12 protein-coding genes are annotated in these 13,850 nt (G+C 71.4%); 8 read left to right on the forward strand and 4 right to left on the reverse strand.

Features of this window, described 5'->3' with window-relative positions; all coding sequences use genetic code 11:
- Nucleotides 1–19: 19 nt before the first annotated feature.
- From H4W81_RS27130 to H4W81_RS27140, 3 genes are all read left to right on the forward strand, one after another.
- Nucleotides 20–832: a PIG-L deacetylase family protein gene (locus H4W81_RS27130; protein WP_318781987.1), complete on the forward strand. Its 813-nt coding sequence runs from the start codon at nucleotides 20–22 to the stop codon at nucleotides 830–832.
- Nucleotides 833–896: 64 nt separating this feature from the next.
- Complete coding sequence (locus H4W81_RS27135; protein ID WP_192777405.1) at nucleotides 897–1,940, forward strand: lysylphosphatidylglycerol synthase domain-containing protein; 1,044 nt, start codon at nucleotides 897–899, stop codon at nucleotides 1,938–1,940.
- A 63-nt stretch (nucleotides 1,941–2,003) separates the two neighbouring features.
- Nucleotides 2,004–5,381 carry an ATP-binding protein gene (locus tag H4W81_RS27140; RefSeq protein ID WP_192777406.1) on the forward strand — a complete coding sequence of 1,126 codons (3,378 nt, stop codon included), beginning with the start codon at nucleotides 2,004–2,006 and terminating at the stop codon, nucleotides 5,379–5,381.
- On the opposite strand, the gene H4W81_RS27145 is transcribed toward H4W81_RS27140, so the two are convergent.
- Nucleotides 5,350–5,886 carry a hypothetical protein gene (locus H4W81_RS27145; protein WP_192777407.1) on the reverse strand — a complete coding sequence of 179 codons (537 nt, stop codon included), beginning with the start codon at nucleotides 5,884–5,886 and terminating at the stop codon, nucleotides 5,350–5,352. The two genes, H4W81_RS27140 and H4W81_RS27145, sit on opposite strands and share 32 nt — an antisense overlap.
- Nucleotides 5,887–6,123: 237 nt before the next feature.
- Between H4W81_RS27145 and H4W81_RS27150 the strand changes: the two genes are divergently transcribed.
- Nucleotides 6,124–6,642 (forward strand): DedA family protein, encoded by a 519-nt coding sequence (locus H4W81_RS27150; protein ID WP_192777408.1) that lies wholly within the window; start codon nucleotides 6,124–6,126, stop codon nucleotides 6,640–6,642.
- A gap of 15 nt (nucleotides 6,643–6,657) precedes the next feature.
- On the opposite strand, the gene H4W81_RS27155 is transcribed toward H4W81_RS27150, so the two are convergent.
- Entirely contained in the window at nucleotides 6,658–6,849 is a 192-nt protein-coding gene (locus tag H4W81_RS27155; protein WP_192777409.1) for a YegP family protein, read from the reverse strand.
- A 119-nt stretch (nucleotides 6,850–6,968) separates the two neighbouring features.
- Between H4W81_RS27155 and H4W81_RS27160 the strand changes: the two genes are divergently transcribed.
- Nucleotides 6,969–7,826 (forward strand): D-alanyl-D-alanine carboxypeptidase family protein, encoded by an 858-nt coding sequence (locus H4W81_RS27160; RefSeq protein WP_225958813.1) that lies wholly within the window; start codon nucleotides 6,969–6,971, stop codon nucleotides 7,824–7,826.
- 24 nt (nucleotides 7,827–7,850) lie between these two features.
- On the opposite strand, the gene H4W81_RS27165 is transcribed toward H4W81_RS27160, so the two are convergent.
- Together H4W81_RS27165 and H4W81_RS27170 are read right to left on the reverse strand one after the other, a co-directional pair.
- Nucleotides 7,851–8,666, reverse strand: a complete 816-nt coding sequence (locus tag H4W81_RS27165; RefSeq protein WP_318781988.1) for a TrmH family RNA methyltransferase — start codon at nucleotides 8,664–8,666, stop codon at nucleotides 7,851–7,853.
- Nucleotides 8,659–9,411, reverse strand: coding sequence for a DUF4184 family protein (locus tag H4W81_RS27170; protein WP_192777411.1), 753 nt, complete (start codon nucleotides 9,409–9,411; stop codon nucleotides 8,659–8,661). The genes H4W81_RS27165 and H4W81_RS27170 overlap by 8 nt, the downstream gene beginning before the upstream one ends.
- A 113-nt stretch (nucleotides 9,412–9,524) precedes the next feature.
- Between H4W81_RS27170 and H4W81_RS27175 the strand changes: the two genes are divergently transcribed.
- The 3 genes from H4W81_RS27175 to H4W81_RS27185 all read left to right on the forward strand — a co-directional run bounded on the left by H4W81_RS27175 (nucleotide 9,525) and on the right by H4W81_RS27185 (nucleotide 13,768).
- Entirely contained in the window at nucleotides 9,525–10,163 is a 639-nt protein-coding gene (locus H4W81_RS27175) for a cation diffusion facilitator family transporter (RefSeq protein WP_192777412.1), read from the forward strand.
- 132 nt (nucleotides 10,164–10,295) lie between these two features.
- Nucleotides 10,296–12,053, forward strand: a complete 1,758-nt coding sequence (locus H4W81_RS27180; protein WP_318781989.1) for a substrate-binding and VWA domain-containing protein — start codon at nucleotides 10,296–10,298, stop codon at nucleotides 12,051–12,053.
- Nucleotides 12,054–12,169: 116 nt separating this feature from the next.
- On the forward strand, nucleotides 12,170–13,768 hold the full coding sequence (locus H4W81_RS27185; RefSeq protein WP_192777413.1) for a sigma-70 family RNA polymerase sigma factor: 1,599 nt from the start codon (nucleotides 12,170–12,172) through the stop codon (nucleotides 13,766–13,768).
- Nucleotides 13,769–13,850: the final 82 nt, after the last annotated feature.

The raw sequence follows: 13,850 nt of genomic DNA on the forward strand, positions 1-13,850 counted from the left end.
CCGTTAGTAATCTGAGCCTGTGCCACGTACCGCTGTGTTCTTCCACGCCCACCCAGACGACGAGGCCCTGCTGACGGCGGGCACGATGGCCATGCTCGCGGCCGAGGGCCACCGGGTGGTGCTGGTCGTGGCCACCGCGGGCGAGCGCGGCCTGGCCGAGATGGAGAAGGGCGAGGCGCTCGGCGAGGCCAGGATGAGAGAGCTGTACGAGTCCGCGGCGGCGCTCGGCTGCGCCCGGGTGGTGTGCCTCGGCTACGGCGACTCGGGGCTGAGCCCGTCCGGCGGGCTGGCGGAGGAACGGCCCGACAACGCCTTCATCGACGCCGACTCCGAGGAGGCGGCCAAGGCGCTGGCCGCGGTGCTGGACGAGGAGGGGGCCGACCTGCTGTCGATCTACGACCCGGCGGGCGGCTACGGCCATCCCGACCACGTGCAGGTGCACAGGGTGGGCAGGCGGGCCGCGCAGATCGCCGGCACGCCGATCGTGCTGGAGGCGACGGTCAACAGGGACCCTCTGATCAGGGCGTTGCGGACGGCGGGCAGGTTCTACCGGTTCCCTCCCGAGTTCGACCTCAGGACGTTCGAGAGCGCCTACACCGCGGGCGACCAGATCACGCACCGGGTGAACGTCAGGAAATACGCCAGGCAGAAGCGAGCCAGCATGTCCGCCCACGTCTCGCAGGCCAGCGGGGGCGACGGCGACAGGACACTGGCCGTCCTGCTGAAGATCCCCCGCCCGCTCTACCGCCTGGTCTTCGGCACCGAGTGGTACGTCCGCCGCGACCTGCCCCCCGGCACCCGCCTCAGACACCCCTTCGACGAGGCGCCGTGATGACGCGCGTTCTCCTCCCTCAGAACGACGCCGAACACGCGCCGGCCGGGGCAGGCTGGTGGCGATGAAGAACAAATGGCTCCAGATCACACTGTCGGCCGTCTCGCTCGGGCTGGCGGTGACGCTGGTCGTCTACCTGCCGCAGATCGTCCAGGCGCTCACCGGCAAGAAGGTCTCGTGGACGGAGATCGGCGCGGAGTTCGCCGCGATGAGCCCGGGGATGGTCGCGCTGATGTCCGCGGTGTGGCTGGGCAGCCTGCTCGCCTACACCTTCGTGCTGACCAACGCGCTGCCCGGCCTGAACAACCTGCAGGCGCTCACGCTCAACGCCGCCGGCAGCGCGGTCAGCAACCTCCTGCCGTTCGGCGGCGCGGCGGGCGTGGCGCTGACGTTCGCGATGACCAGGAGCTGGGGTTTCGCCAACCGCCCCATCGTGGTGATGACGCTGGTCAGCGGGGTGTGGAACACGCTGTTCAGGTTCGTCCTGCCCGCCGTCGGCATCATCGCGCTGCTGATGGCCGGCCAGGTGCCCGACCCCACGGTGGCCGGCGCGGGCTGGGCGGGTGCGCTGTCGATCCTCGTGCTGGTCGCCGTCCTCGCGGCCGCCCTCTACTGGGACCGGGCCGCGGCGCTGCTCGGGCGCGGCCTCGACGCCCTGGCCAGGCTGGTCCGCCTGAAGTTCTCCGTCTCCGGCGCGCTGGAGAGGCTCCGCAGGGACACCGCCGAGATCGTCAGGGCCAGGTGGGCGGGCCTGTCGGCCGGCATGGTCGGGTTCCTCGGGCTGCAGTGGCTGATCATGTTCTGCTGCATGCAGGCCACCGGCGCCTATCCGGGGCTCGCCCAGTCGATCGCCGTCTTCGCGCTGTCGAGGGTGCTCACCGCGGTAGTAGTGACCCCAAGCGGGGCAGGACTGATGGAGGGCGGCGTCGTGCTGCTGCTGACGTCGGCGTTCGGGGTCGACACGGCGGCGGCGACGGCAACGGCCCTGCTGTTCGGCTTCTGGACCTACACTGTAGAGATCCCCTTCGGGGGATTGGCGCTCGGCGCATGGGCGCTGCTGCGCAGGAACCGCAGAACGCGACGTGAGAGCTTGGAAACGCAGCCGTGACCATCGCGAACCCAACAAAGACCTTGTGCGTGCTTCGGAAGCGCGCATAGCGTGGCGGCTGACATGGTGGCGTTCCGGGTACTGGGGCCGGTCGAGGCGTACGAAAGCGACAGCGACGACGAACTCGACCTTGGCGGGTTGCGGCAACGGGCCGTCCTCGCCCGGCTTCTCGTGGCCAGAGGGCAGGTGGTTCCCGTTGACAGCCTGCTCTACGACCTGTGGGAGGACGACGCGGCCAAGGGCGCGCAGTCCGGTCTGCAGGTCTACATCTCCCGCCTGCGCAGGGTCCTCGAGCCCGGCAGGCCGCGCGGCGGCCCCAACAGGCTGCTGGTGACCGTTGCCTCGGGCTACGCCCTGCGCGTGGCCCCCGAGCAGGTCGACGCGCTCCGCTTCGAACAGCTGGTCAGGGCGGCGGGCGAGCATCTCGAGAGCGACGACCCGCAGTCGGCGCGCGCGCGGCTGGCCAAGGCGCTCGGCCTGTGGCGCGGCACGCCGTACTCCGACTTCGCCGACCAGCCGTGGGCGGAGGCCGAGGTCAACCGGCTCACCGAGCTGCGCCTCGTGGCGCGCGAGCGCTACGCCGACACCGGGCTGCTCCTGGGGATGCACGCCGAGACGGTGCCCGACCTCGAGGCGCTGACCGCCGAGCATCCGCTGCGCGAGGAGGGCTGGCGGCTGCTCGCCCTCGGCCTCTACCGGTGCGGACGGCAGGGCGACGCCCTCGCCGCGCTGCGCAGGGCCAGGGGCATCCTGTCCGACGAGCTGGGCATCGATCCCGGTCCGGCCCTGCGCAAGCTGGAGTCCGACATCCTGGCCCAGTCGTCGGAGCTGGACCTCGCCCCCCTGCCGCGCCAGGCCAGGGCGCCGCAGCCGGTCGCCGACACCTGGCCGCCGAGGGCGACCACGCCGGTGGAGCCGCCGCCGCTCGAGCCCGAGCCCTTCATCGGCCGCGACGCGGAGCTGGCCAGGCTGACCGCGGCCGCGGCCAGGACCGCGCGGTTCGAGGTGGCGATCGTCACCGGCGACGCGGGCGCAGGCAAGACCACGCTGCTGCGCCAGCTGGAGGGCAAACTGACGGGCGACGGCTGGATCGCCGCCTCGGGCGCCTGCCCCGACTCCAGCGCGACCCCGCCCGGCTGGGCCTGGGTGGAGATCCTGCGCACGCTGGTCGGCGTCACGGGAGCCGGCGAGTACAGCCAGCTGCTCGCCCCGCTGCTCGAGGACGCCGATCCCGATCCCGACGACGACGAGGTGTCGGGCGGCTTCCGCCTGCACCGCGCGGTCGGCGGATACATCGCGGGGGTGGCCCGCCGCTCCCCCGTGCTGCTCACGCTCGAAGACCTCCACTGGGCCGACGACCAGACACTCGCCCTGCTGAGGGCGCTGCCCAGCCTGCTGGCCACCAGCAGGGTGCTGCTGGTGGTGACCTGCCGCGACAGCGAGCTCGACGACCGGCAGTCCGACGTGCTGGCCGCGCTGGCGAGGCTCGGCCCCGTGCGGGTGAGCCTGTCCGGTCTCGACCCGAAGGCGGTCGCCGAGCTGGTCCGGGCCACCTGCGTGCGCGAGGTGGACGAGGACGCGGTCGAGTCGATCGTGGAGCGCACCAGGGGCAACCCGTTCTTCGTCCGCGAGACCGTGCGGCTGCTCGACGCCGAGGCGGTCGGCGGCGACCGCGCCACGGCCGCCGAGGTGGCCTCGCAGGTCCCCTCGGGAGTGCGCGACGTGCTGCGCCGGCGCATCTCCCGGCTGCCCGAGCGGGCCCAGCAGATCCTGCTGCAGGCCGCGGTCATCGGCCGTGACGTCGACGTCGACGTGCTGGTCGAGGTGGCGGGCAGTGAAGACGAGGTGGTCGACGCCGTCGAGGCGGCGCTGCTGGCCGGGCTCGTGACCGAGCCGGGGCCGGGGATGCTCCGCTTCGACCACGACCTCGTGCGCGACACGATCTACTCCGACGCCTCCAGGCTGCGCCGTACGCGGCTGCACGCGGCGGTGGCGGCGGTCATCGAGCAGCGGCGGCCGGCCGAGGTGGCGGCGCTCGCGCACCACTTCTTCGTCGCCGACGCCGCGGAGAAGGCCGTGCACTACGCGGGGCTCGCGGCGGAGCAGGCCGAGCGGCGGTTCGCGCACCGCGAGGCGGCGACGCTGTGGGAGCAGGCCCTCGCCGCCTTCGACCGCACCGGCGGCGACAGCGCCGAGCGGCTCAAGCTGATGCTGGCCCAGATCAAGGCGCTGGCGCTGTGCGGCGATATGAAGGCGGCCAGGTTGAAGCGGCGCGAGGCGATGGACCTGGCGCTCCCGCTGAAGGACCCGGTGCTGACCGCGAGGGTGGCGGCGGCGCTGGCCGTCCCGCACAAGGGCATAGCCCGTGACTTCACCCACACCGCGTGGGAGATCGTCGACGTGACCGAGCGGGCGCTGATCGAGCTACCCGAGGGCGAGCAGACGCTGCGCGCGAGCCTGCTGACCACGCTGGCGCTCGAACTCGAGGGTTCCTCCTCGCCCGAGCGCGGACGGCAGGCGTCGCTGGAGGCGCTCGAGCTGGCCAGGCAGAGCGGCGACCCGGCGCTGCTGGCGGTGGCGCTGAGCGGCAGGCTGCGCCAGTCCTACGACATCCCCGCCGTCGACACCCGAGAGAGCATCGGGCGCGAGCTGCTCGAGGTGGCCCAGCGCTCGGGCCAGGTGGCGGTCCAGGCGCTGGCGCACCTGGTGCTGCTGGAGTGCGCGGCGGCGCGCGGCGAGTTCGCCGTCTCCGACGAGCACGCCAGAGAGGCCCAGCGGCTCGCCAAGCAGTACGACCTGTCGGCCCCATTGGCGGTCTGCGCCTGGTACGAGGGGCAGCGGCTGATGATCGCGGGCGACTACGCGGGAGCCGAGCGCACCTACCGCGAGGCGGCCAGGAGGACCGCCAGGGTTGGCATGCTCGAGGGTCGCCAGGACCTGCCGATGATCACGACGTTCTGCCTGCACCTGGTCGACGGCAGGGCGGCGCAGATGGTGGACGTGCTGGCCGAGGCGCACCAGCGCGGCGCGAAGTGGACCCTCGACGCCTACGCCCTGGCGCTGGCCTCCGCGGGGCACGTCAAGGACGCCAAGGCGGTGGCCGCCACCAGGCCGCCGGTGCGGCCCGACTTCCTCTACGAGCTGGCGATGACGTGGCGGGCGCTGGCGGGCATGCTGCTCGACGACCGCGAGCGGATGGTCGACTGCTACGACAAGCTCAAGCCCTTCTCCGACCGCATCGCGGGCGCCGGCACCGGCGTGGTCGCGCTGTGGCCGGTGGCGCTGACCCTCGGCGATCTGGCGACCAGGCTCGACCAGCCCGAGGCCGCCCGTGACCACTACCACAAGGCCCTCGAGGTGGCCAGGAGGGTGGGCGTGCCCCGCTGGGTCGAGGCGGCGCAGCGCGCGGTCAGCAACTCACCAGGAGCCGATCAGACCTGATCGGCTTCTTGGCGCCGCCGACGGTCAGCTCGATGCGGTACCAACCGGGGTTGTCGCGCACGCTGAACTCCCACTTGACGTTCCTGCGCGCGCCCATGAAGCCGGAGTACTCGGTCTGGTAGGTCTTCCACGACCTGCTGACCGAGCTCCACCTGGCCAGGCGCCAGTTGTAGAGCAGGGTCCGGCCGGCGTCGGGGTTGAGCACCACGGTGCGGGCGGTGAACACCTGGTCGCAGCCGCCCTTGCCGGGCAGCGTGGTCACGGCGATCGTGCCGGCCTCGGGCTCGGTCTCCTCGGTGACGGGGAGGGCGGCCACCGACAGCGTCACGGTCTGCTCGCGCGGGTGCCCCGCGGCCTGCTCCCCCGCGGCTGACGAAGGGGCGGAGTTGGCGGTGCCGTAGGCCGAGGCGCCCACGTAGGCGGCGGTGAAGGCGAGGGCCCCCACCAGCAGCTTGGCGGCTGTGGCCGACCCTGTTCCCAGGACCGCTGTGCTTCTCGTCCCCATGATCACTACCCCTCTTCTTTTCACCCCATTTGTAGGAGGAAGGGGTTGAGGTCCACTTGATGCAAACTTGCAGTCCCGGCGATATCGCCGGGACCTTCGCCCCACTACCCGGAACGCCGTCTCGCACACGCCGCCGTTTGCGCTCCGGCGGTAGCGTGAGTGTCGGGTGGCGCCGCAGGGGCCGATGAAATAAGGTTAGGCTGGCCTAATGTTCCTTTCGGGTGGTGATGTCTGGTTATGCAGCACATTGCGATCGCCATCCCCGACCCGACGCGCGCGTCGCTGTTCGGCCTGCCGTACTGGCTGATCGTGGCCGTCGGGGCGGTCGCTCTGTTCGGCGCCTTTCAGGCCTACTACTGGATCGGTCACAAACTCGGCGACACCCTCTACGAGTCGAGGTTCGGCAGGAAGCTCCCGCGTGAACGCATCCGCGCGGTCGAGCGGGTCGTGGAGAAGTGGGGCGCGCTGGCCGTCTACGCCTGCTTCTGGGTGCCCGTCCTGCGCCACACCCTGCCGTGGGTGGCCGGAGCGCTGCGGATCTCCTACCCCTGGTACGTCGTCGCCAGCGCGCTCGGCTGCCTGACCTGGGTGCCGGTGACCTCGTTCGCGCTCTACTCGGTGATCTGGGGCTGGTTGGAGCTGGCCGCGCACTCGCCGCTCGCCGCGGCCGTCACCGCCGTGATCCTCATCACCGCCGTCACGGCCTTCGTCGTCTGGCGCAGGCGCAGGAAGGGCGAGAAGGCCCTCGCCGCCTGACGAGGGCCCGGCGGCTCAGACTGCTGTGAGCGTGTCGTCCTCCACCCCCGCCTCCGGCGCGTTCCTGCGCACCGAGTCGATTCCGTTCACGCAGGCGGCCTTGGTCGTGTAGCCCTCGCTGATCGCGATGGTCTGACCGTTGCCCGCGACCAGCTTGAAGCGGAACTCCCCGCGCCTGTCCTTGGTGATGATGAATGTGGCTGCCATGGCGTTCTCCCCCGATATGGCGGTTGCAGTGATCATTTACCCGGTGCAAGAGGACGTTTTCCCCGCCATAGGGTCAAGTTCCGCATATCCCCGGTTGATCGCCTGCCACGATGGCTGACATGCGTACTGGGGGTATTCGACTTCTCACCGGCATCGCGGCGCTCGCCCTGACCGTGGGGTTCTCGCCCGCCGTCCAGGCCGAGAGAGTGCGGACGCCCGAGGTCGGCGCGCGCGCGGCGTACGTCGTCGACTCGGAGGGAACGATCCACTTCGGCAAGCGGGAGACCCGCAGGGTCCCGGTGGCGAGCCTGGTCAAGGTCATGACCGCCTACGTCGTCCTGCGCGAGGGCCGTCTCGGCGACGTCGTCACCATCACCAAGGCCGACGTACGGCACGCCGCCGACAACGGCGCCGCCAGCGCGGCCCTGCGCGCCGGTGAGAAGCTCACGACCAGGGACCTGCTCTACGGGCTGATGCTGCCCTCCGGCGCCGACGCGGCCAACGCGCTGGCCCGCACCTACGGCCCCGGCAAGAGCGCCTTCGTCGCCAAGATGAACGCCGCCGCGCGCTCGCTCGGCCTGCGCGACACCGTCTACACCAACGCCGACGGCCTGCCCACCCCCGGGAACGGCGGTTACTCGACCGCCGTCGACCAGGCCAAACTCGTGGGAGCCGCGCTCAAGGACAGGACGTTCGGCGCCGTGGTGTCCAAGCGGGCGCACCGGGTCGCGAAGAGCGCGGTCCACCGGGCGCACACCTGGGCCAACACCAACAGGCTGCTCGGCAAGGCGGACGGCGTGCTCGGGGTGAAGACCGGGTTCACCACCAGGGCGGGCTTCTGCCTGGCGTTCGCGGCGGAGCGAAACGGCCGGCGCGTCGTCGGAATCCTCCTCGGCGACCAGGACGCCCGCCGATTCACCACCGCGGCCAAACTGCTCGACTTCGCCGGTGAGCAGATCACCACGACCACGCCCTGACCGGCCCGGCCGACCAGTGCGCAGTCATGGAGAGGAGGCGCCGCGCATCAGGCCGTGGCAGGCGATGGCGGCGGCGGCCACCACGTTGAGCGAGTCGACGCCCGCCTCCATCGCGGTGGGGCTCATCGGGATGCACACCTGTTCGTCGGCCTCCCGCAACCACCGCGAGGACAGCCCATCCCCTTCGGACCCGAGCAGCAACGCCACCCGGTCACGCATCTCGACCCTGTCCATCGGGGTGGCGCCCTGGTCGGGAGTCAGCGCCAGCGTCTGGAATCCCGCCGCCCTGATCTCCTCCAGCCCGTCGTACCAGTTGTCCATCCGGGCATAGGGGATCGCGAAGACCGCGCCCATCGACACCTTGACCGATCTTCTGTACAGCGGGTCGGCGCAGCGCGGCGAGAGGACGATCCCGTCCACCCCGAGAGCGGCGGCGCACCGGAAGATCGCCCCGACGTTCCCGTGGTCGACCAAATCCTCCAGGACGACGATCCGCGACACGTCCTCGAGCACCTTCGACACCGGTGGCACGGGCAGGCGTTCCATCGATGCCAGCGCTCCCCTGTGCACCTGGAATCCGGCCACGCCTCGCATGACCTCCTCGGGGACCACGTAGACGGTCGCGTCGCCCAGCACGTCGGCGAGCGAGGCCAGCCAGCGTTCGGTCGTGAGCACCGAGCGGACCGGGTACCCGGCGCCGATGGCCCTTCTGATCACCTTCTCGCCCTCGGCGACGAACAGGCCGCGTTCGCTCTCCAGGCTCTTGCGCAGCTCCACGTCGCGCAGTCCGGCGAAGTCGGCGAGGCGGGGATCGTTGGCGTCGGTCACGTACTCAGGCACGCTCGAATCCTGCCACGATCCGCCTGAACTGCCAGATCGCGGCGTAGAGCGCGAGCACCACGACCGGTCCGACGAGGGTGCCGGCCCCGATTCTGGTGACCAGGCCCGCGATGCCGGGCACCGGCGGGTCGAGCACCGGCCAGAGCGCCGCGCCCGCCACCGCGCCAAGGGCCGCCGCGCACAGGACCGCCCGCCGTACCCCGCTGCTGAGCGACAGCCCCTCGGGCGGGGGCGCGTCCGCCATCCGCGTCAGCGCGCGCCACGCCCACCAGATCACGAACGCCAGCCCCAGCGCCGACGAGGTGTACTGCAGCACCCTGAAGACCGGGATCACGCCGAGCACCTCGTGGTCCAGCCACGCCCAACCCCACACCCCGCTGGCGTAGGAGTGGGTGAAGGAGTCCCAGAACACGTGGGTGGCGGCGCCGACGGCGGCGCCCGCGACCACGGGGAGGATCTTCGGCGACGGCGTCAGCGTCGCCGCCCTGCCCGCCAGGCGGTCGGGTAGCAGGGCGATCAGCGGCAGCCGGAGGAAGGCGTGGAAGGCGGCCAGCAGCACCAGCGCCGCGAGCAGGTCGATGGTGACCACTCCCCTGACCGAGTGCCAGTGGTCGTAGTCGGGCAGGAACGGCATGAAGATCGGCAGGTCGGGCACCATCGCCCCGACCGCGAGCGCCCATGGGTCCAGCCAGGTGAGTCTGCGAAGCGGCACGACGGCGGCGACGTGGCTCAACGTGAAAGGCATGGACCCTCCCTCGGTCTTGTTTGGCAGAGCTTTGCACAGAAACGGGCCGATAACGATCAGTAGTGATTAGGATACGGAACGCTGTCGTCGATCGGAGGGTGGGAGTCGGGGTCATGGTGTTTGACCAGCGGGTTCACTCACATCCGGCCGCGTCGGTCACCTGGCTCAAGGACGCCGCCCGAGCCCGCGTGCTGTCGCTGGTCACGCTGGTGTGGCTCGGGCTGGAGAGCACGCTCGGCCTCGCGGCGGGCTTCGCGGCACACTCGGTCGCGCTGATCGGCTGGGGCCTGTCCGCCCTCGTCGAGGCGCTGGCCAGCCTGATCGTGGTCTGGCGGTTCACCGGCGCGCGCACGCTCTCGCCCCACGCCGAGGAACGGGCGCAGCGCGCGGTGGCGGTGAGCTTCTGGCTGCTGGCCCCCTACCTCGTCATCCACGTGCTGTACGACCTCGACGCGGGGCATCGCGCGCAGCCGAGCGTCCTCGGCATCGTGGTCACGGCGATCAGCCTCGTGAGCATGCCCGCGCTGGGTGTGGCCAAGCGGCGCGTCGGCGCCCGGCTCGGCTCGGCGGCCACCAGAGGCGAGGGCGCGCAGAACCTCATCTGCGCCGCCATGGCGGGCGGCGTGCTGGCCGGGCTGTGGCTCAACACGCTCGGCTGGTGGTGGGTCGATCCGGCGGTGGCGGTGGTGCTCGCTGCGGTCGCCGTACGGGAGGGAATGCGGGCGTGGCGCGGTCACGGCTGCTGCCATTGACAGCCACTCTGGGTAATCACTGCACCAAATCAGTGCTTTTGCCACACCAAGCCCACCCAGTATCGTTCCGTGAGCACCGCGGAGTATCTCCCGGTATGGTGACCCGAACGTATCTACACCAAAGAGGACAACGTGGGGCGACACCGTACAGACGAGCTAGATGACGGCTACCGCGCCCCCCGCCGACGCAGCAGCAGCGGCCGCGGCAGGGTGCTGGTCCCGCTCGCCGGCGCGCTCGCCCTTGCCATCCTGCTCGGTGTCGCCGCCTTCGTCATCTTCAACAGGGAACGCGGCTGCACGGGCGATCCGCTCGCGCTGCGCGTGGTCGCCACTCCAGACCTCTCGCCCGCGCTGAACAAGGTCGCGGGATCGTTCAACAAGACCGGCAAGGCCGTGGACGGGCGCTGCCTCGCGGTGACGGTCGTCAGGGAGTCGGCCGCCAAGTCGGCCAACAGCCTGGTGAACGGCAAGCTCGACGCCGACATGTGGATCGCCGACTCCAGCCTCATGGTCGAGAGGCTGCGCGCGGGCGAGGCGGGGGCCGGGCTGCCGGCGCCGTCCGGGTCGGTCGCCAGCTCCCCCATCGTCCTGGTCGCCGCCAAGAGCGCGGCCGCCAACCTCGCCAAGAGCCTGCAGCCCAGCTGGCAGGGCCTGATCAGCGTGGCCAACGTGGCCAACGCCGACGGCCCGGGCAAGAAGATCCGCGTGCTGGCGCTCGACCCCGCCAAGAACTCCGCGGGTCTCGGCGCGCTGGTGGCCGCGGCGGGCGCCGCCAAGGAGGCCGGCCTCGGCGACGAGCAGCTGGTCGGCGCGCTGAAGAAGCTTTCGGAGCAGATCGCCACCGACCCCTCGGCGCTGCTGGCCAGCCTGACCGTCAAGTCGGGCAGCAAGGTGCCCGTCGGCGTCTCCTCCGAGCAGAGCATCTGGGCGCACAACGCCAAGAAGTCCGCCTCGCCGGTCGTGCCGCTCTACCCCGAGGACGGCACGCTGAGCCTCGACTACCCCGTCGTGATCACCTCGAAGGACCCGCTCAAGCGGAAGGCGGCCACCGCCTTCCAGCAGGAGCTGGCCACGGAGGCGGCCCAGAGGACGCTGCGCGACCACGGCTTCCGCAGCCCTGACGGCAAGGGCGGCAGCGCACTGGCCGAGGACAAGGGCTTCGCCGCCGCGGCGCCCCAGGCCCTGCCCGCCCCGGACGCCAAGAACGTCGCCAGCATGGCGCAGATGTGGTCGAGGCTGAACCTCGGCACCAGGATGCTCGCGCTGCTCGACGTCTCGGGCACGATGGCCTACCCGGTGCCCGGCACCGGCATGACCCGCATGCAGGCGATCACCAAGATCGCGGGCGAGGGGCTCGGGCTGTTCCCCGCCGACAGCGAGATCGGCGTCTGGAGCTTCTCCACGCTGCTCGACGGCCAGAAGGACTACAAGGAGCTGGTCTCGGTCGGCCCGCTGAGCGAGATGGTCAACGGCGTCCCGCGCAAGCAGATCCTCGGCCAGCAGCTGGCCACCGTCCAGCCCAAGGCCACCGGCGACACCGGTCTCAACGACACGCTGATGGCCGCCTATCAGGAGATGAAGTCCACCTACGAGCGCGACAAGATCAACACGATCCTGATCCTGACCGACGGCGCCGGCAACGACGACCCGACGGGCAAGGTCACCAACGCGCAGATGGTGGAGTTCCTGAAGCAGGAGTACGACCCCAAGCGCCCGGTCAACCTCCTGATCATCGCCTTCGGCCCCGACGCGCCCAAGGGCAAGAAGCAGATGGACGCGATGGCCGAGGCCAGCGGAGGCGAGGCCTACATCGCGGCGAACATCCTCGACGTGCGCAAGTTCTTCGTCCAGGGCATGAAGCGGCGCCTGTGCGCGCCCGACTGCCGCTGACGGCGGGCGCCTGAGCGATACCCGGTCGTTATGCCGGGACAACCCCTCTTCGGGAGGGGGCGTCCTACCCGCGTGGGGCTGTGAGAACACGAGCTCACCTGCGGGGAGGAAGATCCGTGCCCGGATGGCCTACTGTCGACCGCGCCGACGATCAGCAACTGGTGGAGGCGCTGCGCCACGCCGACACCGACGCCCCCGCCAGGCTCTATGACGCCTACGCCGAACGGCTGCACGACTACGCCTGCTCGCTGACCGGCGACCGCGACAGCGCGGCGGACGCCGTGCACGACGCGCTGGTGACCGCGCAGGGCCGTACCGACCAGCTCAAGGAGAGCGCCAGGCTGCGCGCGTGGCTGTACGCGCTGACCAGGTTCCAGAGCGTCGCCAAGACCCCCAGGACGCCCGGCACCCCGCCTCCCGTCCTGGACGACCCCGAGGACCCCGAGCTGGCCGAGCTGGTGCACGAGGCGCTCGGCGAGCTGAGCAAGGGCGAGCGCGAAGTGCTCGAACTGTCGCTGCGGCACGGGCTGACCCCCTCGGAGGTCGGCGCCGTGCTCGGGCTCACCTCCCGCCAGGCGGCCACCAGGCTCGGCAGGGCGCGCGACCATCTGGAGAACGCCGCCGCCGCCGTGGTCCTGGCCAGGACGGGGCGCGCGCACTGCCCCGACCTGTCGGCCATGGTCGACTCGTGGGAGGGCCCGCTCACCCCGATCCTGCGCAGGCGCCTGTCGGGGCACATCGGCGGCTGCGAGGTCTGCACCGAGGGCCGGCACCGGCACGTCTCGGCGAGCAGGCTGCTCGATCTGGTGCCCGTCGCCTTCCCGCCGATCTCGCTGCGCCGCCGGGTGGTCGAGACCTGCACCAGCCCCGAGCGGGACCAGACCCGCACGCTGATCACCGAGCGTGGCGACAGCTTCGACAGGACCGGCTTCCCGGTGATCGTCGAGCGCCGCTCGCGCAGGCGTCCCCGCAGGCTGGCGCCGGTCTTCACCGTCGGCGCCTGCGTGCTCGCCGCCACCGGTGCGATGATCGTGATGAACGGCGAGTCCGAGCCGGCCGCGCTGCGGATCGTGCCCCCCGCCTCGGCCCGCGCCTCCGAGCCCGCCCTCACGCTCACCGACCCTTCGGCCGATCCCCTGACCGACCCTCTGGCCGACCCCTCGGCCGAGCCCGAGCTGCAGAACGACGCCGAGGAGGGTCCCGAGCCGACGGAGCAGCCGAGCCGTACGGCACAGCCGCCGCAGTCGCGGCCCGCGGCCAGGCCGGCGCAGACCCCCGTCGCGCGGCCCTCGACCACCAGGCCGACACCCACCCCTACCCGCACCCGGGCCGCCGCGCCGGCGGCGCGGCTGTCGGTCACCTGTCCCGGCAGCGTCGCGGGCGCGGGCACGGTACGGCTGGCCGCCCGCAACGCGACGATCACCTGGAGCGCGGGCGCCTCCGACGGCCTCGACGTGTTCCCCTCGGGCGGTTCGATCAAGGCAGGCCAGTCGGCGTCGGTCTGGGTGACGGTCAACGACCCCGGCTCCCCCGGCGCGGGAACCGTGACGATCAGCTCCAACGGCGGCGGCGGCTCCTGCGCGCTGTCATGGAACGGCCAGGGCGGTCACGACCCCGAGCCCACCGATGATCCGCCCGCCTCTCCCGACTCGACGGAGACGCCGGCGCCCGGTGTGGCGAGCAGCACGACCACGCACGAGGCGCAAGATGATTAAGAACTCATTTCAGTGACAAAGGGGGACAAGTCGGACTTTAGGCGTCGCTGACCCGCCGCCATAGGGCAAGCTAGATGGCTTG

It is taken from the genome of Nonomuraea africana (assembly GCF_014873535.1).
Taxonomy (GTDB): Bacteria; Actinomycetota; Actinomycetes; order Streptosporangiales; family Streptosporangiaceae; genus Nonomuraea; species Nonomuraea africana.

Coding starts and splice junctions, on each gene's coding strand:
- H4W81_RS27145 (WP_192777407.1), bottom strand. CDS start 5,886: ATGGGGACGAGAAGCACAGCGGTCCTGGGAACAGGGTCGGCCACAGCC.
- H4W81_RS27155 (WP_192777409.1), bottom strand. CDS start 6,849: ATGGCAGCCACATTCATCATCACCAAGGACAGGCGCGGGGAGTTCCGC.
- H4W81_RS27140 (WP_192777406.1), top strand. CDS start 2,004: ATGGTGGCGTTCCGGGTACTGGGGCCGGTCGAGGCGTACGAAAGCGAC.
- H4W81_RS27150 (WP_192777408.1), top strand. CDS start 6,124: ATGCAGCACATTGCGATCGCCATCCCCGACCCGACGCGCGCGTCGCTG.
- H4W81_RS27175 (WP_192777412.1), top strand. CDS start 9,525: ATGGTGTTTGACCAGCGGGTTCACTCACATCCGGCCGCGTCGGTCACC.
- H4W81_RS27160 (WP_225958813.1), top strand. CDS start 6,969: ATGCGTACTGGGGGTATTCGACTTCTCACCGGCATCGCGGCGCTCGCC.
- H4W81_RS27135 (WP_192777405.1), top strand. CDS start 897: ATGAAGAACAAATGGCTCCAGATCACACTGTCGGCCGTCTCGCTCGGG.
- H4W81_RS27170 (WP_192777411.1), bottom strand. CDS start 9,411: ATGCCTTTCACGTTGAGCCACGTCGCCGCCGTCGTGCCGCTTCGCAGA.